This is a genomic window from Gulosibacter sp. (assembly GCF_052090685.1).
Lineage (GTDB): Bacteria > Actinomycetota > Actinomycetes > Actinomycetales > Microbacteriaceae > Gulosibacter.
Genome location: NZ_JBQDBE010000015.1, coordinates 1 through 22,696, shown reverse-complemented (window position 1 = coordinate 22,696; position 22,696 = coordinate 1). Strand labels below are relative to the sequence as shown.

20 protein-coding genes, 3 tRNA genes and 1 pseudogene are annotated in these 22,696 nt (G+C 60.6%); 11 read left to right on the top strand and 13 right to left on the bottom strand.

Features of this window, described 5'->3' with window-relative positions; translation table 11 throughout:
- Positions 1–2: 2 nt before the first annotated feature.
- Complete coding sequence (gene folP / locus ACTHXA_RS10750) at positions 3–854, bottom strand: dihydropteroate synthase (RefSeq protein WP_441672200.1); 852 nt, start codon at positions 852–854, stop codon at positions 3–5.
- 255 nt (positions 855–1,109) lie between these two features.
- Between folP and ACTHXA_RS10745 the strand changes: the two genes are divergently transcribed.
- Together ACTHXA_RS10745 and katG are read left to right on the top strand one after the other, a co-directional pair.
- Positions 1,110–1,541: a Fur family transcriptional regulator gene (locus tag ACTHXA_RS10745; protein ID WP_441672198.1), complete on the top strand. Its 432-nt coding sequence runs from the start codon at positions 1,110–1,112 to the stop codon at positions 1,539–1,541.
- A 141-nt stretch (positions 1,542–1,682) separates the two neighbouring features.
- Positions 1,683–3,962, top strand: coding sequence for a catalase/peroxidase HPI (gene katG, locus ACTHXA_RS10740; RefSeq protein ID WP_441672196.1), 2,280 nt, complete (start codon positions 1,683–1,685; stop codon positions 3,960–3,962).
- A 138-nt stretch (positions 3,963–4,100) separates the two neighbouring features.
- Here the strand turns inward: katG and ACTHXA_RS10735 are convergent, their stop codons facing one another.
- The 9 genes from ACTHXA_RS10735 to ACTHXA_RS10695 all read right to left on the bottom strand — a co-directional run bounded on the left by ACTHXA_RS10735 (position 4,101) and on the right by ACTHXA_RS10695 (position 14,165).
- Positions 4,101–5,459 (bottom strand): choice-of-anchor L domain-containing protein, encoded by a 1,359-nt coding sequence (locus tag ACTHXA_RS10735; protein WP_441672194.1) that lies wholly within the window; start codon positions 5,457–5,459, stop codon positions 4,101–4,103.
- Between the two features lie 197 nt (positions 5,460–5,656).
- On the bottom strand, positions 5,657–6,517 hold the full coding sequence (locus ACTHXA_RS10730; RefSeq protein WP_441672192.1) for a hypothetical protein: 861 nt from the start codon (positions 6,515–6,517) through the stop codon (positions 5,657–5,659).
- A complete protein-coding gene (locus ACTHXA_RS10725) occupies positions 6,514–6,849 on the bottom strand; it encodes a hypothetical protein (protein ID WP_441672191.1) in 336 nt (111 codons plus the stop codon). Before ACTHXA_RS10725 ends, ACTHXA_RS10730 begins: the two co-directional genes overlap by 4 nt.
- A 171-nt stretch (positions 6,850–7,020) precedes the next feature.
- Positions 7,021–8,193: a GTP cyclohydrolase I gene (locus ACTHXA_RS10720; protein WP_441672190.1), complete on the bottom strand. Its 1,173-nt coding sequence runs from the start codon at positions 8,191–8,193 to the stop codon at positions 7,021–7,023.
- 3 nt (positions 8,194–8,196) lie between these two features.
- Positions 8,197–10,173, bottom strand: coding sequence for an ATP-dependent zinc metalloprotease FtsH (gene ftsH, locus ACTHXA_RS10715; RefSeq protein ID WP_441672189.1), 1,977 nt, complete (start codon positions 10,171–10,173; stop codon positions 8,197–8,199).
- A gap of 189 nt (positions 10,174–10,362) precedes the next feature.
- Positions 10,363–10,896, bottom strand: coding sequence for a flavodoxin domain-containing protein (locus ACTHXA_RS10710; protein WP_441672188.1), 534 nt, complete (start codon positions 10,894–10,896; stop codon positions 10,363–10,365).
- Between the two features lie 56 nt (positions 10,897–10,952).
- The gene (gene hpt / locus ACTHXA_RS10705; RefSeq protein WP_441672186.1) at positions 10,953–11,585 is read right to left on the bottom strand and encodes a hypoxanthine phosphoribosyltransferase; all 633 of its coding nucleotides are present in this window, start codon (positions 11,583–11,585) and stop codon (positions 10,953–10,955) included.
- A 10-nt stretch (positions 11,586–11,595) separates the two neighbouring features.
- On the bottom strand, positions 11,596–12,609 hold the full coding sequence (gene tilS, locus ACTHXA_RS10700) for a tRNA lysidine(34) synthetase TilS (protein WP_441672184.1): 1,014 nt from the start codon (positions 12,607–12,609) through the stop codon (positions 11,596–11,598).
- Positions 12,610–12,668: 59 nt separating this feature from the next.
- Positions 12,669–14,165, bottom strand: coding sequence for a SulP family inorganic anion transporter (locus tag ACTHXA_RS10695; RefSeq protein WP_441672182.1), 1,497 nt, complete (start codon positions 14,163–14,165; stop codon positions 12,669–12,671).
- Between the two features lie 338 nt (positions 14,166–14,503).
- Between ACTHXA_RS10695 and ppa the strand changes: the two genes are divergently transcribed.
- Positions 14,504–14,989, top strand: coding sequence for an inorganic diphosphatase (ppa, locus tag ACTHXA_RS10690; protein WP_441672180.1), 486 nt, complete (start codon positions 14,504–14,506; stop codon positions 14,987–14,989).
- Between the two features lie 214 nt (positions 14,990–15,203).
- Here the strand turns inward: ppa and ACTHXA_RS10685 are convergent, their stop codons facing one another.
- A complete protein-coding gene (locus ACTHXA_RS10685) occupies positions 15,204–16,679 on the bottom strand; it encodes a peptidoglycan DD-metalloendopeptidase family protein (RefSeq protein WP_441672178.1) in 1,476 nt (491 codons plus the stop codon).
- A 294-nt stretch (positions 16,680–16,973) separates the two neighbouring features.
- Between ACTHXA_RS10685 and ACTHXA_RS10680 the strand changes: the two genes are divergently transcribed.
- The 4 genes and pseudogenes from ACTHXA_RS10680 to ACTHXA_RS10665 all read left to right on the top strand — a co-directional run.
- Positions 16,974–17,046, top strand: a tRNA-Glu gene (locus ACTHXA_RS10680).
- Between the two features lie 68 nt (positions 17,047–17,114).
- A tRNA-Asp gene (locus ACTHXA_RS10675) sits at positions 17,115–17,188 on the top strand.
- Between the two features lie 62 nt (positions 17,189–17,250).
- Positions 17,251–17,326, top strand: a tRNA-Phe gene (locus ACTHXA_RS10670).
- A 46-nt stretch (positions 17,327–17,372) separates the two neighbouring features.
- Positions 17,373–17,596: pseudogene (locus ACTHXA_RS10665) on the top strand (RidA family protein); the annotation flags it as partial.
- A gap of 137 nt (positions 17,597–17,733) precedes the next feature.
- Here the strand turns inward: ACTHXA_RS10665 and ACTHXA_RS10660 are convergent.
- Together ACTHXA_RS10660 and ACTHXA_RS10655 are read right to left on the bottom strand one after the other, a co-directional pair.
- Positions 17,734–18,048 carry a type II toxin-antitoxin system RelE/ParE family toxin gene (locus tag ACTHXA_RS10660; RefSeq protein WP_441672176.1) on the bottom strand — a complete coding sequence of 105 codons (315 nt, stop codon included), beginning with the start codon at positions 18,046–18,048 and terminating at the stop codon, positions 17,734–17,736.
- Positions 18,045–18,329: a ribbon-helix-helix domain-containing protein gene (locus ACTHXA_RS10655; protein ID WP_441672174.1), complete on the bottom strand. Its 285-nt coding sequence runs from the start codon at positions 18,327–18,329 to the stop codon at positions 18,045–18,047. Before ACTHXA_RS10655 ends, ACTHXA_RS10660 begins: the two co-directional genes overlap by 4 nt.
- Positions 18,330–18,605: 276 nt before the next feature.
- Here ACTHXA_RS10655 and ACTHXA_RS10650 point away from each other — a divergent pair, with 276 nt between their 5' ends.
- The 4 genes from ACTHXA_RS10650 to ACTHXA_RS10635 all read left to right on the top strand — a co-directional run bounded on the left by ACTHXA_RS10650 (position 18,606) and on the right by ACTHXA_RS10635 (position 22,695).
- Entirely contained in the window at positions 18,606–19,013 is a 408-nt protein-coding gene (locus ACTHXA_RS10650) for a RidA family protein (RefSeq protein WP_441672172.1), read from the top strand.
- A 97-nt stretch (positions 19,014–19,110) separates the two neighbouring features.
- A complete protein-coding gene (locus ACTHXA_RS10645; protein WP_441672170.1) occupies positions 19,111–19,593 on the top strand; it encodes a helix-turn-helix domain-containing protein in 483 nt (160 codons plus the stop codon).
- An 11-nt stretch (positions 19,594–19,604) separates the two neighbouring features.
- Entirely contained in the window at positions 19,605–20,153 is a 549-nt protein-coding gene (locus tag ACTHXA_RS10640) for a PIN domain-containing protein (RefSeq protein ID WP_441672168.1), read from the top strand.
- Positions 20,154–20,859: 706 nt separating this feature from the next.
- Entirely contained in the window at positions 20,860–22,695 is a 1,836-nt protein-coding gene (locus ACTHXA_RS10635) for a TOTE conflict system archaeo-eukaryotic primase domain-containing protein (RefSeq protein ID WP_441672166.1), read from the top strand.
- Position 22,696: the final 1 nt, after the last annotated feature.

The window sequence follows — 22,696 nt, the reverse complement described above, 5'->3', positions numbered from 1 at the left end:
GGCTAGCTTTGCCTCCCCTGCTGCCAGGCGGCCACGACATCCATCGCGATTTTGGTCGCCTCGACGTTGTGTACCCGAACGCCCCACACGCCTCGTTCGGCGCAAAGGGCCGAGACGATCGCGGTGGGCAGATCCCGCTCGTGCACGTGCGCATCCGGCTCGAGCAGCGCACCCATGAAGCGCTTGCGGCTGACGCCGATGAGCAGTGGATGCCCGAGTGTCAGGAATTCGTCGAGCCGTTGCAGTACCGACCAGTTGTCGTCTCGGTCCTTCGCGAACCCGAGGCCGGGGTCGAGCACAATCCGATCGGCCGCTATCCCCGCTTCGACGGCCCGATCCCGCATCTGCAGCAACTCTGACTTGATTTCAGTTGCGGCGTCTTCGTACACCGCGAGGTCATTCATCACCACTGAATGGCCACGCCAGTGGCTCAGGATGAAGCGACCCTCGCGCTCGGCGACGGTGCGGAGCATGGCGTCATCGGCGAGGCCGCCCGAAACGTCATTGATGAAGACGTCTCCGGCTTCAAGGCAGGCGGCTGCGGTAGCCGCATACATCGTGTCGACCGAGACCGTTACTCCGGCACGAATGAGTTCGCGCACCACGGGCACTACGCGTGCGGATTCTTCCGCCTGCGGTACTCGCTGGGCGCCCGGACGGGTCGATTCACCGCCCACGTCGACGATCGTCGCGCCCTGTTCGACCATGGTCAGTGCCTTCTCAACCGCGCGCGCCGTGCGCTCCGCCTCGCTCGGCGCCTCGACCGAGCCACCATCCGAAAACGAGTCGGGCGTGACGTTCAGCACCGCCATGATCTCGGTATTGGCGGAAGAGGTCTGCGAGGAATCAGTCATGGTGTTTATCTTCTCGCACTATCTGACCAGGGAATTCACCTCGCGAGCCGGCACGGCCGGTTTGCTTCGCACTGGACGCATTTCCTCTCGGAAGCACTCAGGCGGCACCGATCCCTCGACACTGTTGTCCGCAAATCTGCCGAGAATCACAGTTTTCTCGTTGACTTAGGTCAGCCTAACTGCCTTAATCGCTCCGAGCGTTTGTTGAGTTCCTCTCAACTTTGGTTCACTCAAATCATCAATTCGGCCTAGGGCTTGCCAGTGACTACCTCCATCGAAACCATCCGGGCCGCCGGGCTGCGCCTGACTGCCACGCGGGCCGCGGTGTACGAAGCGCTTGAAGAGCATCCACACGCGCGGGCGGAGGACGTGTTCGACTCGATCTCGGCGAAGCTGCCGGCGACCAGCATGCAGTCGATCTACAACGCGCTTACCGACTTCACGAATGCGGGACTCGTTCGACGCATCAAGCCCGCCGGTTTGCCGATGCTCTTCGAGCTGCGCATCACCGACAATCACCATCATCTGATCTGCCGAGCCTGCAATTCCATCGTCGATATCGACTGCGCCGTCGGCCACGCTCCCTGTCTCGAGCCCTCGGACACGCACGGCTACGTCGTCGAAGAATCCGAGGTCACCTACTGGGGCGTCTGTCCGGACTGCACCCAGTCCAACGCAGCCGAATAGCCGATGCCGACCCTACATCCGCCACCCCGCGCATCCACCACCCCTGCGCCCGCATGCTCCCACCGACTGAACCGGTAGCCGCATCCCGCATCCAACAACCACCACCCCGAACGACCACCCGTGATCATGGAAGGATCTGAAATGTCCAACCCCGACGAAGCCGTCACCGAAATCGGCGAGAACGACACTGACATTGACCAGTCAGTTACCGTCTCCGACGCCGCCGAAGCGCAGGCCGAAGAGGCCACCTGCCCGGTCGTGCACAATCAGCCTCACCCCACCGCCGGCAACGCCAACCAGGTGTGGTGGCCAAACCAGCTCAACCTGAAGATCCTTGCGAAGAACCCCGCCGTCGCGAACCCGATCGGTGAGGACTTCGACTATCGCGCGGCCTTCGACACACTGAACCTCGACGAGGTCAAGCAAGAGATCGCCCAGACCCTCACGACCTCGCAGGAATGGTGGCCTGCCGACTTCGGCAATTACGGTCCGCTGATCATCCGCATGGCCTGGCACGCCGCGGGCACCTACCGCATCTACGACGGTCGCGGTGGTGCGGGCACCGGCCAGCAGCGTTTTGCTCCGCTCAATAGCTGGCCCGACAACGTCGGTCTCGACAAGGCGCGCCGCGTCCTCTGGCCGGTCAAGAAGAAGTACGGCAAGAACATTTCCTGGGGCGACCTGATGATCCTCGCTGGGAACGTCGCGCTCGAATCGATGGGCATGAAGACCTTCGGTTTCGGCGGCGGTCGCGTGGAAGCCTGGGAACCGGACGACGATGTTTACTGGGGCAGCGAAACCACGTGGCTCGGCACCGACAAGCGCTACACCGGTGACCGTGACCTCGAAAAGCCGCTCGCCGCGACCACCATGGGTCTCATCTACGTGAACCCGGAAGGCCCGGAGGGCGAGCCTGACCCGCTCGCCGCGGCCCACGACATCCGCGAAACCTTCGCCCGCATGGCGATGAACGACGAGGAAACCGTCGCGCTCATCGCCGGTGGCCACACCTTCGGTAAGACCCACGGCGCCGCGCCCGACTCGAATCTCGAAGACAACCCCGAAGCGGCGGGCCTGGAAATGCAGGGCCTTGGCTGGAAGAACAACCACGCCAGCGGCAAGGGGGATGACCAGATCACCTCGGGTATCGAGGTCACCTGGACCTACCACCCCACACGCTGGGACAACGAGTTCTTCCACATCCTCTACGCCTACGAGTGGGAACTCATGAAGAGCCCGGCCGGCGCCTACCAGTGGCGCCCGAAGGACGGCGGCGGTGAGGACATGGTGCCAATGGCGCACGGTAGCGGCCGCCGCGAACCGCGCATGCTCACCACCGACATTTCGCTGCGCGTGGACCCCGAGTACGCGAAAATCTCGCGTCGCTTCAAGGACGACCTCGGGGCCTTCGAGGATGCCTTCGGACGTGCCTGGTACAAGCTCACCCACCGCGACATGGGCCCGAAGATTCGCCTGCTCGGGCCGGAAGTTCCGCAGGAAGCCCTCATCTGGGAAGATCCGGTGCCGGCCGTCGATCACGAGCTGATCGACGCATCCGAAGCCGCCTCGCTGAAGCAGCAGATTCTGGATGCGGGGCTCAGCATCGGCGACCTCGTCGCGACCACCTGGGCGGCAGCATCCACCTACCGCGGTAGCGACAAGCGCGGCGGTGCCAACGGTGCGCGCATCCGCCTCGAACCGCAGCGCAACTGGAGCGCGAACAACCCCGAGCGACTCGGCCGCGTGTTGGAGGTGCTCGAGCGGGTGCAGGCTTCGTTCAACGAGGGCCGCGCCGATGGCAAGCGGGTTTCGCTCGCCGACCTGATCGTGCTCGCGGGCAACGCGGCCATCGAAAAGGCGGCGGCGGATGCGGGTCACGAGGTCACCGTGCCGTTCCACCCGGGCCGGACGGATGCTTCTGCGGAGCAGACCGATGTGAATTCCTTCGGCGTGCTCGAGCCGATCGCGGATGGTTTCCGGAACTACTACGGGCCGAACGCGGTGCTCCCGCAGGAGCACGCGCTCGTGGATAAGGCGAACCTGCTGACCCTCTCGGCGCCCGAGATGACGGTGCTCGTGGGTGGACTGCGCGCGCTCGCCGCGAACTGGGACGGCTCGGACTACGGTGTGTTCACCGACCGCCCGGGGCAGCTCACGAACGACTATTTCGTGAATCTGCTCGACCTCGGCACGACTTGGAAGCCGCTCGATCCGGACTCGCAGGCCTTCGAGGGTCGCCGCGAGGGTTCGGGAGAGCTCGTCGGCCGTGGCACCCGCGTTGACCTGCTCTTCGGTTCCAACTCGGAGCTGCGCGCGGTCGCCGAGGTTTACGCGAGCGATGACGCCACCGAGAAGTTCGTTGCGGACTTCGTCGCCGCCTGGGCCAAGGTCACCGAGCTCGACCGCTTCGACCTGGTGTAGTCGACTTCGGCTTTGGCCTTGTCCGAAGCGAAAAGCGCTACACCCGGCCCCGTGATGGGGTCGGGTGTAGCGCTTTTGTTGGGAGGTCGCGGTGCCGCGGTGTCTAGCCGGTAGCGGCTAGACCGTGCCGCGGCTCAACTATGCCCGGCGACGCTTGTTTGCGGCGAAGGCGAGGCCACCGGCCAGCATGAGCGCTGCGCTGAGGCCGATCAGCAGACCCATGTCGCTGGCACCGGTGGATGCGAGCGCGTCGTCATCCTGGTCGCCCTTAGCTGGCTTGTCGCCCTTGTCCGGCTTTGGCGACTCTGAATCGGTCGCGGTGGGAACCGACGTGGCCGGGTCGGTCGTCGGAGGCGTGGTGGTTGGTGCCGTCGTGGTCTCAGTTGGGGTCGGCGTCGGCGTCGGCGTCGGGATGACGGTGCCTTCCTCAAGCACGGTAACCGTTACGGTTGCCGGCGCCGAGTTCACCGAGCCGTCGTTCACGCGGTAGGTGAACGTGGCATCGCCGGTGAATCCTTCGGCCGGAGTGAAGGTGACCTTGTTGCCGTCCACAGCCGAGACGGTGCCCTGCTCAGCGGCTGGTGCATCGACGATTTCGTAAGTCAGTGCATCCCCGTCTGCGTCGGTGCCGTCAAGCGTGACGTCGACTGGAGTGTCAAACTCGGTTTCCTTGGCGACGTCGTTTGCGACAGGCGCGGTGTTCGACTTGAAGCTGCCTGCGGCGATGAGCACCGCGGAGTCGCGAGACCGGTCGGAAGTATCCGCGATGGCCAGCTTGATGTGATTGACCTCGCCAGCATTTACCGGTGCTTCAAAGGTGAGCACAACGGTGAAGCCGTCGAGTTCCGTGTTGAAGTTGGTGTTGTTTTCGCCGTAGTTATCGACGTAGAACGATGAGTTCGTCTTGTGGTTAATCGAGTTGATCGCAACTGGAACGACACCGTCCGCGGTATTCACGGTGGCATAGTTGGTGCCGTTTACGAAGAAGCCGAAGACATCGTTGAATGAGCTATCTACATATTCTTGGTACTCATCCGAGCCGAAGACATACGAGAACGTAATCGTGCTGCTCTGCGGTACGAAGTCGAACTCGAGGACTGAAGCGTCGCGTGTCGAGTTAGGGGCAACGATAGCGTCGAGGTCAGTGTCACCGGGCGCTCCCAGGCTGACCGAAGTGCCGTCACTCGTGTTCGGCCCCAGGATGATGCTTGACGATCCGGCAACTGCACCACTGGCAAGCACGACACCGCCGTCGATACCGAAGACGTCTTCAAAACCGCTCGCGACACCAGCTCCCCGCGGGTCACCGGTAAAGGTCACGTTACTGACCTCAGTGTCGTCACCCAGAAGGCTCTCGACGAGTGATTCGGCAGTCAACGATGCATCGTTCAGATCAGTGACGGTCTGGTCAGCAGCAAACGCTGGAGTCGCAACCGCTCCTGCGAGAAGGAGAGCTGCGGTGGCGGCGCCGGCGCCAATCATGCGGCGAGTCTTCATGGATGTCCTCACGGGCTCAGATGAAATTCACAAACATCCGTAATCTATCCGTTACCGAAGTCTTTTCCGGTCCGGGTTGCAATACTTGAGTGAAGCCCGCGCGTTCACTAAAGTGCACAAACCATTGGCTGACTTCGGGAGATTCGCTCGTGAGTTTCCAGTTTTAGGCGCTTGGGTAAGCACAGCGCGCTAAGGAGCTATTCCCGCGATAAGGAAGTTTCGACACCAGGATTGCCTAGATCCTCTGTGGATAAAGTCGCAGCACTCGGTAAATGTGACCAGGGGATAGAGAGTAGTGGTGCTATTGCTCGGACGAGGATGTGTTCCTTCAACTGTGCAAGATGCCTTGTGGTGAGCCCACGCGGACGACGGCTTTCCAACACGATCGCACCCAGCTGGTCACCGTTGTGATCGATCCGGAGAGCAAGCATCGACCGAGCATGCATAGTGAGTTTCAGAACGCGATCTCTCGACACGTTGTATTGCTCCTCTTGCATGATTCGCCACTTTTCAAGGTCTTCATCCATGTCTTGCGTACTCGCAAATCCGCGTTCCCATGCCTCAGCAAGTACACCCTGGTCATCAGAAAATTCAAGTGTCCCGATCTTGTGCAGTTTCGGGTTCTCCGACCAACGCGAAACCAACAGAAAATCGTCATTCCGATGCCTGTACACCGATCCTCGCGTTTCTGCACGGTTCACTCTTAGATCATCCATAATCTCCTGGACAATATGATCCAATGCTCGCCTCACCGCATCCGCCCGTGCTTCAGCACGTTCATGTGCACCTGCCGCGTGCCGCTCAAGTTCTGCGGTGCTTCGCCGCTGACGTACACCCCAGATTCCTCCCGCAAGAGCCGCGAGAATGGAAGCTATCAGGAGCGGCCAAGCCCATTCGGAGTATGGACTGCTCTGTGCGAACCCACCGGGAACGAAACCGATTCCTACGGTTGCAATAGCCTGCAGGACGATGGGAGCGTATTGCTTCGTACCTCGCCATATCGCCAGGTTTACTCGTTCATCTGTCGACAAAGCGATGGCACGGCGCGCGGCAGTCATGCCGGGGTGAGCAACGCGCCCCTGCGATGCAGAGGCTTCTGAAGATTGGTGGCTAACTCATCGTCTTCATCATTAACGAGGACGAACTCCCCCGATGAGCCAATTTCCAACGCATCGCTGAGGACACTCTCGATCAAATCATCGTCAGGTGGGTCCATGGCGAGCGTAATTTGCACTCTCACTCGGTGGAGTGCCTTCATAACTGTAACGTCAGGATCGATTAGAGACTCGCGCTTTTCGAGTTCTTCGAGCCCGTCACGAAATGCCTTAACCACCCCTACGGTCGGCACTCCTTCTGGAACGTCAATAAAAGCTGTAATTGCTAGCAACATGTAGGTCAGCCCTCTTCCCCGCGCAATAAAGGTAATTGGCCACGCACGGCTGATATCTTCTGCACACTTTAGTCCAGCCTTCCGACAACACGCGGATTACGGCTCTACGACGTCGAGGGTCTCAGCAATGTTCAGCCTACGGAGTCTGCTTCATCAAAAATCTTGTCCCGGCTATCTGGGACCGTGGCCACGCTCAGTGGAGTCGGCATCCCGGTCGCTACCGCCAAGCGCGATCAGTCGCAGCGCATCCGCGCGGATCTGCGGGTCATACAATTTGCCGCGTGCGGCCAAGGTGACCGAGTCTGAATCTGACTGCCGGGGGCCTCGGTCTGCCACGCATCCTTGTCGAGCTTCGATCACCGCGAGCGCGCCGTGAGCGTCGAGTCCGGACATGACGGCATCGACGAGCTCTTCTCCGAGGCGCTCCTGCAGGGTCAGGCGGCTCGAGCAGATCTCGACTAGATCGTAGAGTCGGCCGAACCCGATGATGGAGTCGCCGGGGAGATAGGCCAGGTGAACCCAGCCGTCGAAAGGCAGCAGGTGGTGCTCGCACATCGAGCGGAAGCGGATGTTCCGGAGGAGAACGAGGTTGCCGTCGGTGTATTCGCGGCTCGATTCGCTGCCCGGTTCGCCTCCTGCTTCGCGGCTCGGTTCGCCGTCCAGGTCTCCGCCCGCTTCACCGCCCAGATCTCCGCCCGCTTCACCGCCCAGATCTCCGCCCGGTTGGCCGCCCAGATCTCCGCCCGCTTCGCCGCCCGTCGCCGCTCCTGAATACCACCCAAAACGCAGTTGACCACTTTCTAGAGAGTGGTCAACTTCACTTTCGGTGGTATCCGGCGCTGAAGCGGTGGCACCGGGCGTCGAAGTGAGGGGACCCGACGAAGATGCGGGAGCACCGGGCGTGGGGCGGGTCGTGCCCGAATTTGAGGACCACCCGAAATGCAGTTGACCACTTTCTAGAGAGTGGTCAACTTCACTTTCGGTGGTATCTGATGAAGAAGCGCTGGTATCTGACGAGGAAGCGTTGGTATCCCGCGCAGAAGCTGGGGTACCCGGCGCGGCGTCACCGCCACCACCGCTGTCACCGCCACCACCGCTGCCGCTGCCGAGGTCACCGCGGTCACCATCTACGCTGCCACCACGGACCTCGGCGTCGCCGCTGACCGAGATTCGCCCGGCGCGCAGCATGGGCACCGGGTCGACGCCCTCGCCGCCGAGTAGTTCTTCGGCGGCAGCCGCGACGCGCTCGGGTGTGCGAGCTAAGCGAGGGTCATCGGCGCGCAAACCCGCGGCTGCGAGGAACTCTCGAATCGCAGCCGCAGCACGCTCCCGGTCTACAGTCACTGACTAATCAGCCCGCGTATTGCTCGCCGAACCACCACCGTGGTGACCACCACCCTGGCCGAGTTCATCCACCGGCAGGTGAGGCTTCAACTCCACTGGCGGCTGGTCGCTGACCGGACGCTCCGGGCTCGACAGCCACTGCGGACGCTCGGGCAGCTTGACGATATCGGCGAAGATCACGTCGAGGTGCTCGTGGCTGATGGTCTCTTTTTCGAGCAGTTCAGCTGCGAGGCGGTCGAGGACGTGGCGGTTGTGGTTGAGCACCCAGTACGCCTCCTGCAGCGCATTCTCGAGTAGCTGCTGCACCTCGTGGTCGATCTCGCGCGCGGTGCCGTCGGAGTACGGCGCGCCCTGCGACTGCGAATAGGGCGAGTCGCCCTCGTTGTCACCGAGCTTCATCGCGCCGAGCTTGTTCGACATGCCGTATTCGGTGATCATCTTGCGGGCGGTCTTCGTTGCCTTCTCGATGTCGTTGGATGCACCGGTGGTCGGATCGTGGAACACGATCTCTTCAGCGATGCGGCCACCCATGGCGTAGGTGAGCTGGTCGAGCAGCTCATTGCGAGTCACCGAGTACTTGTCCTCGAGCGGCACCACCATCGTGTATCCGAGGGCGCGACCGCGAGGCAGGATCGTGATCTTCGTCACGGGGTCGGTGTGGCGAAGCGCCGCTGCCGCGACCGCATGGCCACCCTCGTGATACGCGGTGATCAGCTTCTCCTGGTCATTCATGACCCGACTCCGTCGCTGTGGCCCGGCGATCACGCGGTCAATGGCCTCTTCGATAGCTCGCGCATCGATGATCTGCGCGTTCATGCGCGCAGTGAGCAGCGCCGCCTCGTTGAGCACGTTCGCGAGATCCGCACCCGTGAATCCGGGGGTCTTTCGCGCCACCGAGCTCAGGTCGACATCGTTTGCGAGCGGCTTGCCCTTGGCATGCACTGAGAGAATCTGCGCGCGACCCTGCATATCCGGCGCATCCACACCGATCTGGCGGTCAAAGCGACCCGGGCGAAGCAAAGCCGGGTCAAGCACATCCGGCCGGTTGGTAGCCGCGATGAGAATCACGTTCGTCGTCGCGTCAAAGCCATCCATTTCGACGAGCAACTGGTTCAGGGTCTGCTCGCGCTCGTCGTTTCCGCCACCCATGCCGACGCCACGCTGGCGACCGACGGCGTCGATCTCATCGATGAAGATGATCGCTGGCGCGTTTTGTTTCGCCTGCTCGAAAAGGTCGCGGACACGACTCGCACCGACACCCACGAACATCTCGACGAAGTCCGAACCGGAGATGGAATAGAAAGGAACGGCAGCCTCGCCCGCAACCGCACGGGCAAGGAGCGTCTTACCGGTTCCCGGCGGGCCGTAGAGCAGCACGCCCTTGGGGATGCGCGCCCCCACGGCCTGGAATTTCGCCGGTTCTTTCAAGAACTCTTTTATTTCCGCGAGCTCTTCTAATGCCTCATTCGCACCCGCGACATCGGCGAAGGTCACCTGCGGGTCTTCCTTCGAGACGAGTTTCGCCTTCGACTTCGCGAACTTCATCGCGCCGCCCGCGCCCCCGCCCTGCATGCTTGAGAACATGATCCAGACGAAGAAACCGATCAGCATCAGTGGCAGCAAGAGCGAAAGTGCCGTGGAGAGCCAATTCGGGCCCGGCACCTCGTCGTCAAAGCCATCGGCGGGTTCTGCCGCGGCGACCGCGTCGATGACCTGATCGGCGCGCGCCTCCACGTAGTAGAAGAAGACATTCTCGCCGTACTCGTCGTCGGCTTCGGCGAGCACCATGGTCACGCGGTTATCACCCTGCGTGATCGTGACTTCCTTCGCCTTCTCCTCGGCGAGCATCTCGAGGCCCTCTTGCGTGGTAACTTCACTCGTACCCTGCGAGGTGAAAAAGCTAAACCCAACACCAATCGCGATGAGCGCGATCAGCACAATGAAAATTGGGCTCTTGATGATCTTCTTAAACGTCTTCATGGATGAGGGCGAGCTCGCTCGCGACCTTTCGATTTGGCGGCATGCTTCGGTGCTTCAAGCACAGATGGCCAAATCTTACCCGGGCAAGGCTGCACCATCCCCTCTTGCCTGCCGAGAATCGACGTTTGTCCGCTGAGGGCGTTCAGTTTAGAAATTTCCAGCGGAGGTGCGAGCTCAACCCACGCAAGCTTACGCAGACGCAAGCGAGCGAACGTGCTCGACAAGCGGCGTGATCGTGTCGCGGTCGAGTTCACGATTCGGGTGCTTGATCATGTTCAGAATGCCCTTGTCGGCCGGACTTGGGTTCCGCTTGCGCCGGATCGCCGCACCCATAGAGCTCATGATCAGTTTGTCGGTGCCGCGCAGCAAACTCATGTCAAAGCCGCCGCGAAGGTAGAACTGTTCGGTGTGCTCGAGCTGATCTTCCGTGAGCACTTTGGCCCACTGCTTCGCATTGCCCTGCGGGTTTGCCGGACTCGCACCGGTGTACCAGAGTGCGACGTGCTTGCGGTTGAGTTCATCCCAGTGCTTCAAGAATTTCGACAGGCCGCCGATATTGCCAGCGCGGTTGCCGCCGCCGTGGACGATCACGTCATGGCCCCGGATGAGTTCGCGAGTGAGTTCCTTCGTGGTGACAAGCTCCGCGCCGAGGTCCTCGGCAATCCACTCGGCGTAGGTCTTGGTGAAGCCGGTTTTCGACGTGTAGGCAACCAGAATGCGCATGCGGCCAGCATACTTCGTTGCGGTTGCCGCGACTGCTGCAGCGCACCGCCCAAGACTCAACGAGTCCGCGTATCCGGCAGCCCCGGCGTCAGCACCTTCCGCGCCGGCTCAACCGGACCTTCGGGATCAACGTCATCATCACCGAACACCGCCGGATGCAGCACCGCCACATCACGCAGGTTCCGGTAGCGCTCGTCATAGTCGAGGCCGTAGCCCACCACGAACTCATTCGGCACGTCGAAACCGATATAGCGCACCGCCAGGTCAGTCTTAAGCCGCTCGGGCTTGCGCAGCAGCGTGCACACTTCCACCGACGACGCCCCGCGCGACGCAAGGTTCTGGGTCAGCCAGGTCAGCGTCAGCCCCGAGTCGATAATGTCCTCGACGATGAGCACGTCGCGCCCCGAGAGGTCGGTGTCGAGGTCCTTCAGGATGCGCACCACACCGGTGGATTCGGTGCCTGAACCGTAGGAAGACACTGCCATCCAGTCCATCTCGATCGGCATGCGCAGCTCTCGTGAAAGGTCGCTCACGACCATTACCGCGCCTTTGAGCACACCGACCAGCAGCGGAACTTTACCTTCGTAGTCGCGCTCAATATCGCGCGCAAGCTCAGCTATGCGCTCCTGAATCTCCTCCTGCGTGAGTAGAACCTGGCGAATTTCCTCGGTGCAATCGCTAGCGCGCATCTAGTCCTCGTTAGTCCTCTTCGTATCCTCGTGCCGCGGCTCCGAACAGTAGTCTTCCCTCTGCCCGTTCCACGCGGATTCCCGGCAGGTCGATCGGACCCTGCCCGCGCCACTCGGTCGCGAGCGCCGACACTGCCATGGTGTGCGCCCGCGAGAGCGAAACGCCAAAGCCCTGCTCCGCCACGATCCGGCAGATTCGCTGCCGCAGCGCGGCCGGTTGCGTCACCAAGCCGCCGACATCGAGCGTGATGCGACCTTCCGCATCCGTGTCAATAATTTCCTGCGCCCACTCGAGGGCCAGCGCATCCAGGGTCTCTGAATCTTCCCGCAGCGTCGTTGCGGTGCGGGCCAGCGCCTGCGCAATGCCCGGGCCGAGCTCGCGCTCGAGCGTGGGCATCACGTTCTTGCGGATGCGCACCCGTTTATAGGACTCATCCTGATTCATCGGGTCAAACCAGGGATCGAGCCCCTGATCCTCGCAAGCCTGATGCGTTTCCTTGCGCTCGATACCGAGCAGCGGCCGCACGAGGTAGCCGTTGACGACCGCCATCCCGTGCAGTGATTTGCCGCCCGAACCGCGCGCGAGCCCCAGCAGCACCGACTCGGCCTGGTCGTCGAGGGTGTGGCCGAGCACAACCCACGAGGCGCCGACGCGAGTTTTCACATCGTCAATCACGTCGTAGCGGGCGACGCGGGCGGATGCTTCTGGTCCTGCACCGGTGTCGATCACGGCTGTTGATTCCACGACGACGGGGTCGAGGCCGAGTGCGCGGGCTTGCTCGGCAGCGCGCTGCGCCTGCTCGGCAGAACCCGGCTGCATCTGGTGATCAACAATCACCGCACCGGCGCGAAGGCCAGCCCGTGGCGCCTCAAAGGCGAGGCCTGCTGCTAATGAAAGCGAGTCAGGTCCACCAGAGAGCGCAACGAGCACAAGGTCTCCCTCGGTCGCATATCCACGAAGCGCATTGCGCACTGCTCTCCGGATGTTTGCGACCGGCGGCGTTAGGCGAGGTCGATCAGTCACGCAGCTAGCCTAGTCGTGCCCAGCGCTTCGGGCTACGCCGACGCCCAAAACTCGTGACCTCAACTCGGGGTCGTCCCCGAAACTCGACCGTGCATCCCTCTCGATGCGCGGTTCATGCCGATAATCTCCACCTTCGCATCGTGCGCGGCATACTTCTGCTCGATCGCATCCAGCGACACCACCGAGGATGCATCCCACACGTGCGATTTCGACATGTCGATCACCACGCGCTTCGGGTCATCGGCGTAATTAAACTGCGTCACGAGGTCGTTACTCGAGGCCCAGAACAGTGGCCCTTCGACCCGATACTTGGCCACCGCATCCTCACCCTCGCCCTCGATCTCACGGGTGACCGTGGTGAAGTGGGCGACGCGGCGCGCAAAGGCGACCATCGCGGCGATCACCCCGATGATCACGCCAACTGCGAGGTTCTCGGTCACGACCACCACAACCACGGTGAGCACCATGACGAGCGTCTCTGCCTTGGGCATGCGGCGGAGCGTGGACGGCTTGATCGAGTGCCAATTGAACGTGCCGATCGAGACCATGATCATCACCGCGACGAGGGCCGCCATTGGGATCATGCCCACGACGTCTCCAAGCACGAGGATCAGGATCAGCAGCCACACGCCCGCCATGAATGTGGAAATTCGGGTGCGCGCGCCGGAGCCGTTGACGTTGATCATCGTTTGCCCGATCATCGCGCAGCCGCCCATTCCGCCGAAGGCTCCCGCCGCGATATTGGCAATGCCCTGGCCCACCGATTCTCGGGTCTTGGATGAATTCGTTTCGGTGATGTCGTCGACGAGCTTCGCGGTCATCAGCGATTCCATGAGGCCAACTAGGGCGATGCCCACTGCGACCGGACCGATGATGCCGAGCGTTTCGAGGGTCCACGGCACGTCGGGGAAGAATAAGTTCGGAAGGGCCCGAGGCAACTCCCCCTGATCGCCGACTGTCGGGACGTCGATACGCAGGATGAGCGCGATTGCGGTGACTACGACGATCGCGATGAGCGGCGCCGGCACCGCTTTGGTGAGTTTCGGGAATCCCCAGACGATCAGGATGCCGACGGCGACGAGCACGTAGACCTGCCAGCCGACGCCGATGAGATGGGGCAACTGCGAGAGCGCGATCAAGATTGCCAGTGCGTTCAGGAATGCGGTCATCACGCTGCGCGGGATGAAACGCATCAGCTTTCCGACGCCGAGGAGTGCGAGCACGATCTGCAGGATTCCGGCGAGCAGCACGGTCGCGACCACGTAATTCATGTCGTATTCGCGCGAGACCTGTGCGAGTACGAGCGCCGTGGCGCCCGCCGCCGCGGTCACCATCGCGGGGCGACCACCCGTGAATGCAATCGTGATCGCCATGATCATCGACGTATATAGACCCACCGCAGGGTCGAGTCCGGCGATGATCGAGAAGCCCACCACCTCGGGGATTAACGCGAGGCAGACCACCAGTCCAGCGAGCACCTCGCGAATCAGGATACGCGGATGCCGAAATGCGTAGGTCACTCGTTGCTCCGCAACGGGTGAAATGGAGGAGCTCATGCCTGCCCTTCTCGAGGTCGTGCTCGGTGACTTACCGGGGTCATTTTGCGTTGTCGTCGCTATTGGCGCCTGCCGGCAGTCATTCGTGGGTTGGTTTCGCCGTTGGCGTCTTGCAGCCGTAATTGGTGCGTTGATGTCGAAGCTCGCGAATGACTGTCGTATCTCGCCACATACCGCGCCAAATGGACACGGTGTCCGCTTTGCCAGATGCATCAATCTTAGGTGAGTTGGCGCTGCCGGTGGCGATCAGGTTCCTTTCGGACGAAAGCATTAGCCGGGCCACGCTAGCCTGGACCCTACGCATCCATTGCAATCAACGACCCAGAGGAGCACCCTTCATGGCCGCATATGACGTCGTCATCGAGATCCCCCGCGGAAGCCAGAACAAGTACGAAGTTGACCACGAGACCGGTCGCGTCTACCTCGACCGCGTGCTGTTCACACCGTTCGTGTACCCGGTCGACTACGGATACTTCGAGAACACACTTGCTGACGACGGCGACCCCCTCGACGCGCTCGTACTGCTCGAATACCCGGTGTTCCCGGGTGTCGGACTCAAGGTTCGCCCAATTGGCGTGCTGCGGATGTCCGACGAAGCGGGCGGCGACGACAAGATCCTCTGCGTCCCTCACAAGGACCCACGCTTCTCGCACCTGCAGGAGCTCGAGGATGTTCCCGAGAACACTCGCGACCAGCTCAAGCACTTCTTCGAGCACTACAAGGACCTCGAGCCTGGCAAGTGGGTCAAGGTGGATGCTTGGGGCAATGCCGCTGAGGCCGACGAGATCGTCCAGCGCTCGATCGAGGCATTTCCCGGCGAGTAGTCGTTTTCGCGTTCCGCTCGGGGCGTCCCGGGCGGAACGCGTTTCATTTGGGGCGCCGAGCGCCTCGGTGCGACGAGTTCCGCGTTCGCCATCATGGTTGGCAGCGCTCATCATGGTCGGTACTCGAACCATGATGAGCGCTACCTGCAATGGCTACAGCGGCCACCAGCCACCAGCGCGCGACTGTCGCGGCCGCTGGCGTTCACAAAACTCGCTAGTAGTACATACCCCGGTTTGCCAGCCAGAGAACGGGATCGACGTAGCTGCCGTTCTGCTTGATCTCGAAGTGCAAGTGGCAGCCGGTCGACGCGCCGGTGGTCCCGGCGTATCCGATGACGTCACCCGCGCTGACCTTTTGGCCAACCCAGACGTTTATCCCGCCCGGTGCGATGTGTCCGTTATTGAACACGGTGCCATCGGATGAGGTGTAGGACACCATGTTTCCGTAGGAGCCGACCCAGCCCGCGAGGCCAACGGTGCCCGAGGTCACTGCGTAGATCGGAGCCCAGCAGGTTCCACCCGGCACAACAAGGTCGATACCGTTGTGCATCCGCCAGTAGAAATACACGGGATGCAGACGCATTCCGTAGGGGCTGGTGATCCAGCCCGAGGAAGACATCGGGTAGTGATAGCCGGCACTCGCGGTCGAACCGCCGCCTTCACTGGAGCCGCCGCCACCGCCGCCGCCGCCGCCGGTCGAAGGTGGAGTTGACGAGCCGCCGCCTCCACCACCACTGGAGCCACCGCCACCGGAGCTATTCGAGCTGCTGCTTCCGCCGCCCCCGCCGCCGCTACTGCTGCCACCGCCATTGTTCTGGTTCTGTCGTGCAGCTTCCGCTGCCGCTGCCTCCGCGGCGGCAGCCGCAGCAGCAGCGGCTTCGGCGCGTTCCTTTTCGATGCGCTGGCGTTCGATCTCGCGAAGGCGCTCGCCCTCTTCGAAGTCGGACTGCACCACATCGCGGTGTTCCATCAGCGGGATGAGCATCGCTTCGAGCTCAGTTCCCTGCGTGATCGCGGCATCACGCTTGGTCTGCAAGTCTTCTTGCGCCGCAACCGCAACTTCGTAGGCTTCTTGCGACTCAGCTTCGAGTCGTTCGAGTTCTTCGAGAGCAGCGGTGGCCTGCTCACCGAGCTGCTCGGCGTTGTTCCGAGCGCTGAGCGCATCCTCGTACACGGCCCCGTTGTGGGTCCCGAGCTTCGAGAGGGTCGACATGCCCATCAGGAAGTCGTCCGCCGAGCCCGGCTCCGTGAGCAGCTGAACCGTGGGGTCAACTGTCACGCGGTTCGACATCGCGGCCGCCATCGCGCCCGCTTCCTGCTCCGCATCCGTAGCGGTCGCATCCGCATCGTCCGCCTGCTCCTGCAGGTTGAAGACGGTCGCGTTTTGCTCAGTCGTCGCATCGGCCGCATCCGAGTAAGCCTGACCGGCCTCTTCCGAGACTATTTCCGCGTCAGCAACATCATTTTCAAGCTGCTCAATTTGGGCATTGATTTCTTCGATAAGCCGGTTCTGCTCATCCACATCACCCTGCGCCGCGATGACGTCATCCCACGTCGCGTAGTCATCGAGATCTTTCGCGGACGCGGTAATCGCAGTCTGTGCAATGAGTAGAAACGAGAGCACCATGACCGCGCCGGCTCGGAGGCCAAAGCGGCGGGTTCGACCCCACAGGCCGCTAGTCGAAGTCATCCGTTCCTCTCGTTTCCTACTTTTCCGGATGCAGTGATCCGGCTCGTGAGCGCAAGTTACGCCTCACACATGCCCCGTGAGAGTGCATTCGTAACACAAGTCACGTTAACAACATGAGTAACGGTAGTCACTCTAATCAAACTAATCAATGATTTTCACAGGGAAAGTGGCCTATTTACTAGGAAGTTCACCTTCGGATCCGCGAGGGCCGAAAAATTCTTGCGCTCTCAAGTTGCAGCGCGGAGCGGTTTGACCCTAAGCTTGACTCTTGGCAGTCAGCACGACAGCCTTCTTGGCCCCATCGTCTAGTGGCCTAGGACACTGGCCTTTCACGCCGGCAACACGGGTTCGAATCCCGTTGGGGTCACTGTGGTAGCCCAAGTGGCACCCGAGTCAAGAAGTCTGTTACTGTTGGATGTCTCAAAAAATAAATAAGGCCCTGTAGCGCAGTTGGTTAGCGTGCCGCCCTGTCACGGCGGAGGTCGCGGGTTCAAGTCCCGTCAGGGTCGCGAGTGCGACGCCCTTGTCGAAAGATGAGGGCGTTTTCGCTCAGCGGAGTTCAACTCCGCTTGGCTCTGTAGCTCAGTTGGTAGAGCGCACGACTGAAAATCGTGAGGTCACGGGATCGACGCCCGTCGGAGCCACCACTGCCCCGAGTCTTTGGCTCGGGGTTTTTGCATTTCCCTTTGCCGCAGCATGACCCGCGCGCTGGCCGCCGCCGGCGCATCCATCACAGACGCGATCAGCACTCGTGTGCTCGTCGCGTCCTCGAAGCAAGCAGATTTGGTGACCGCCTGGGAAGTAGTCAGAGATGCTTTTGGCGACCACGATGGCCCCAGCACCCCTCTTGGAGTCACCGTGCTGGGCTACGACAACAACTCGACGAAATTGAAGCCGTAGCGGCTGTGCGTTACTGACCGGGGAGAGACGCCCCATTGACCCGGAACTCAAGAAGTGCAACTGTCACGCTGCAGAGAAAACCTCCGGGGTTCCGTGGCTGAACCACGAAACCAAAACCCGGAGGACTACAGCTTCGAGAGTATCAACCTTGGCTTTAATCGCCCGCGGAAGAAATCAAGTCTTCGTAATCTTGCCCACCGTAGAAAATGCCAAGAATTTGGATTGTTTGCTCATGTTCAGCGAACGCAATTACGACGCGGCGACGGAATCCAATGGTGCGGAGCCCTGGACGCAAATCACTCCTATCAGCACCTCTCAATGGGAAGTCCCCTAAGTCTTCGCAATAGTCGACGATCGCGGAGACATACCCATCGGCGCGATCAGGAAAGCCCGACTGTTCAGCAACCCAAAGATAGAGCTCGGTGAGTTGTTGCAGGGCACGCGGCGAGTAGGTGACAGTTCTTGTCACACATCGTTTCCTGACACGTGTCGCTGATGCAGTGAAGCGAGGTGAGCGCGCACGTCTTCGGAACTGATCGCACTAGACGGATCGGCGCGCATCTCATCGTAGGAGGCTACAACCTCAGCATGGAGCCATCGTTCGACCGCTTCCTCCTGCGAGAACAACGCACGAAGCCCTTCGCGGATGACTTCGCTTTCGCTTGCATATGCGCCGGACGCGACGCGCTCCTTTAGCGCGTCAGCCATGCTATTGGGAAGGGTAATGCTGAGTTGCTTCGTAGTGCGCATGTTCCGGCCTCGCTTTCGATATGACTCAATCCTACTTTGTAATACCCAAGCCGAGACGGACGCTCACCAACCGAAACAGTATGTTTCGCAGTTCACATCGAACTCGTTATTGCTGAGTGACAACGGCACGTCTTAGATTCGTGAGGTCTCGGGATCGATACCGGTCGGAACCACCACTTCCCCGGCAAACCATTGGGATTGATGAGCCCCAACACGTTCGCGCGGCGGCACGACTGGAGCCGCGAACGTTCAGTTGTCGGCTGCAATACTCGATTAATGCCTTCCGCAGTCCAACTCATCCGCGCATCCTCCCTATCATCCGCCGCCGAATACGCATACGCCGCAACAGCTCCAAGTAACGCACGCCTGATTTTTCTTGCCGGCTCATGCCCGCTGAATTCAGACGGAAGCACCGCTGCAATCGGCGACTACGCCGGTCAGGCTGCCGCCTGTATCGAAACCATGACTGGCGCGCTGGCAGCCGCCGGCGCATCCATCGAGGATGTAATCAGCACCCGAGTGCTCGTAGCATCCTCGAAACAAGCAGATTTGGTGACCGCCTGGGAAGTAGTCAGGGATGCATTCGGCGACCATGACGTCCCCAGCACACTGCTCGGGGTCACAGTGCTCGGCTACGACGATCAGCTCGTCGAGATTGAAGCCGTAGCGGCTGTCCTTGACTGAATGCACGGAGACAGCCAAATGAGGGATCCCACCTCTCGCTGAATTTTCGAATATTTCGAGTATTCTGGCGATTCGATACCACCACAGGAGGCCCACCATGCGCAGCACAATGGATGGTGACCGCGGGCGCACCTACGTGCCGCAGGCAGAGGAAGCGCAGCAACTCGGCAACATCATCACCGAAATGGAACGGCAGGTTCCACACGGCGGCACCATGCGCATCATCTCGGCCGATCACCAGGAGATCGAACTCCCGAACAGCTTGTTCACTGTCATCCGCCAAGTCGCGCAAACCCTCGCCGAAGGTCGCGGCGTAACAGTAATACCCCACGACGCTCAGCTAACTACTCAGGAGGCTGCCGACTTCCTCGGTGTCTCCCGCCCGACCCTTGTAAAGCTCCTGCGCGAAGACCGGGTCCCACACACAACCGTTGGCCGCCACCGTCGTGTACTCCTCGCGGATATCATCGCCTACCAGGAGCGCGAACGCGCCGAGCGCCAAGCGCTTCTACGCCGCACAGTGCGGGAAGGTCAGCAGGACGGCTTGTTCGATGTCGTCTACGAACCTGACGACGAATAGGCAGCGGCACAGTGGCGTTTCCTGCGTTCCTTGACACCTGCACAGTGTTCGGCGGTGCACTCAATGATCTCTTGCTCACACTCGCGGAGCGCCGCACGTTCCGACCACTTTGGTCACGCGGAGTACTCGCCGAACTCGAGCGCAATCTCGTGAAGAGAGGACTATCGCACGAGGCCGTGCGGCGAAGGATTGACGCCATGCAGGCAGCGTTTCCCGACGCCGAAGTACACGGGTATGAGGCGCTCACCGAACAGATGCTCTGCGATGACGATGACAAACATGTGCTCGCCGTTGCCGTACGAAGTAACGCGGCGGTGCTCGTCACTTTCAACCTTCGGCACTTCCCCGCCCCAGCACTGCACCCGTATGACATCGAAGTTGTTCACCCTGACGAGTTCTTGCTCGATCAGCTCGATCTTCACAGAGCCGAGACGCTCAGTGCAGTCAGACACCTTCTCGATATCTATGAGCACCCTCCACTGACTCTTCAAGATCTGCTTGAACAGCTCCGTCGTGCTGGCGTCCCCCAGGTCTCCCATGCGCTCCAGAACTTGATGTAAGACGCCCATTTAGCCCACAACCACTCCAAGGCACCGAACGGGTGCAACTTATGCTCCCTCTCCAAGTATGCGAAGTGCAGCCGACTGAAAATCGTGAGGTCACGGGATGGACGCCCGTCGGAGCCACCACTACCCCGAGTCTTAGGCTCGGGCTTTTTCTTTGCTCAGCACCCGTGGTCGCCACCGCAACGACCCCTCTCCCGCGCGGGCAGACATTTGAATGTCGCTGATGCATAGGTACCGTCAACGCCAATGAGGATCGCAGCCTAGCGGCTTACAATCCTGGCATGTCCATGGATCGGTCAGAGGTTGAGCGAGTGCTCCTCGCTCTTGATCAGCGTGATAGAACTGCCGTAGTTCGTCGAAGGCTGCGAAGCCTTGAGGTGGACGAGAGTGTCGCGGATCAGTCGAGAGTTGACGCCAGCTGGCGGGCGGAACTTCGCCTCCGGACCGATGACGTCGAAAGCGGCAAAGTTCAGCTATAGGACATAGATGAATCGCACAGCGAATTGCGCGACGAATTGGCAGCCCGACGCAAGTGACACTCGAAAAATGTGAACATTCTGAGGCACGCGCTGAGCTTCGTGAAGCCGCCTTCTGCTATGACGACCGGGGTCGATGAACGCGTTCAGTGCGCCTCCGAAAGCCAAGCACCCTTAATCCAGACGTGAGGTCATCCTAAGCGCGTCCCAGGAGAGTGAATTCTATGGAAAGCCACCAGAATAGCGATGCGGCACGTGCTGGGTTACTTGCGCGAATAACAGACCTGGAATTGCAGCTCAGAACGGCAAGACACGAACTTGACGTGTTGGATTCTCAGCAGGTAGAGATTTCGCAATCAGATAAGGAAATACCTCAAACAGCTACTCCTCCTGCCGTGAACGCACAGTCGTCTAGCACGGAGAAAATCGCGCTCTTCATGGAGAGATTTCAAGGGAGACGTGATGTCTTCGCAACTCGCTGGGTGAGTTCCCGCACGGGCAAGAGCGGTTGGAGTCCAGTGGTTCGCGGAGGCTTCTACACCGATGGCGTGAATCAAGATGACTATCTTCCGTTCAATGAAAAGGTGGTTGATTCGCATCTTCGTGGTGCATCCACGCAGGGTGATCCGTCACGAGAGTTCCACGTAGGTATATACCCGATGCTTAGTGGCGACCTATGCCGACTCCTTGTTTGCGACTTTGACGACTCCGACTGGAGACGTGACGCGGCTACTTACGTAGGAGCCTGTCAAAAGGCGGGCATCGATGTACTCGCAGAAATATCCCGCTCCGGTGAAGGCGCGCATGTTTGGATTTTCTTCGAAACTTCGATTTCGGCATCCACGGCACGCGCGGCGGGAATGTCACTGCTGAAACGAGCGATGGATGACTCTCCTGCTATGAGCTTCGAGAGCTACGACAGGTTTTTCCCCTCGCAAGATACTTTGCCGAGGCAATCCGCAGGCCGAACTCGACTCGGCAATTTGATCGCACTTCCGTTGCAGGGCGACTGCAGGCGTAGAGGCACTTCAGTGTTTGCCGATCCGGGGACCTGGAACATACTCCCCGATCAATTCGCAGCGCTTTCGACAGTTGCCCCCGTGACTCAAGCTCAAATCGATGAGCTTGCGAAATCGGTTCAAGGCATTCGTATGGGTCCGGCCGAAAGCCTCCCGCCACGACCAACTAAGTCGACGTTACGCGCGAACGCAAAGGAACTCGATGGACTCGAGGTTGCAGTGAGCCTCGACTCAACCGTCCACATTTCGACGCATCAATTGCCGGGAAGTTTGATCACCGAGTTGAAGCATCTGGCGTCCATTGCCAACCCGGAATTCTTTCGTAAGCAGGCGCAACGCCTCAGCACGTACGGGACGCCTCGATATGTGACGTGCTTTGAGCACGATGAAGACGAGATAAGAATTCCCCGAGGCCTGCTTGACGAGGCGGTTCAGCGGATGAAAGTCGCTGGACTTTCTGTGAAGCTCTCGAAGCCTCGCGTGAAGCAGGCACAGCCAATCGAGTTGGAGTTCCGAGGAGAGCTTCGAGCTGAACAGACCGAGAGCGTGGAAGCGATGAAAAAGCACGATATTGGAGTCCTCGTTGCCCCGCCTGGCGCAGGAAAGACAGTTATCGCCTGTGCACTGATCGCTAAGCGGTCAGTCCCAACCGCAGTCCTTGTAAACCGAGCAGAGTTATTGGCCCAGTGGCGCGAGCGCCTGACACAGTTTCTTTCCATTGAGGAAAAGCAGATTGGCCAGCTGGGTGCTGGACGACGCAAACGCCACGGCGTGGTCGACCTCATCATGATGCAAACTCTCGCCCATAGAAACAGCGATCCTACAATTTTGAATGAGTACGGACAAGTGATCATTGATGAGTGTCATGCAATTGCCGCGCCCGCTGTCGAGGCTGCGCTGCGCCAAGCGAACACTAAGCGCTGGCTCGGCATGACGGCCACGCCGTATCGCTCCGATCATATGGATGGATTGATCACGATGCAGTGTGGCGCGTTGACTCATAAGAAACCTCCGCGTAGCTCGATACGTTGCCTCATTTGAA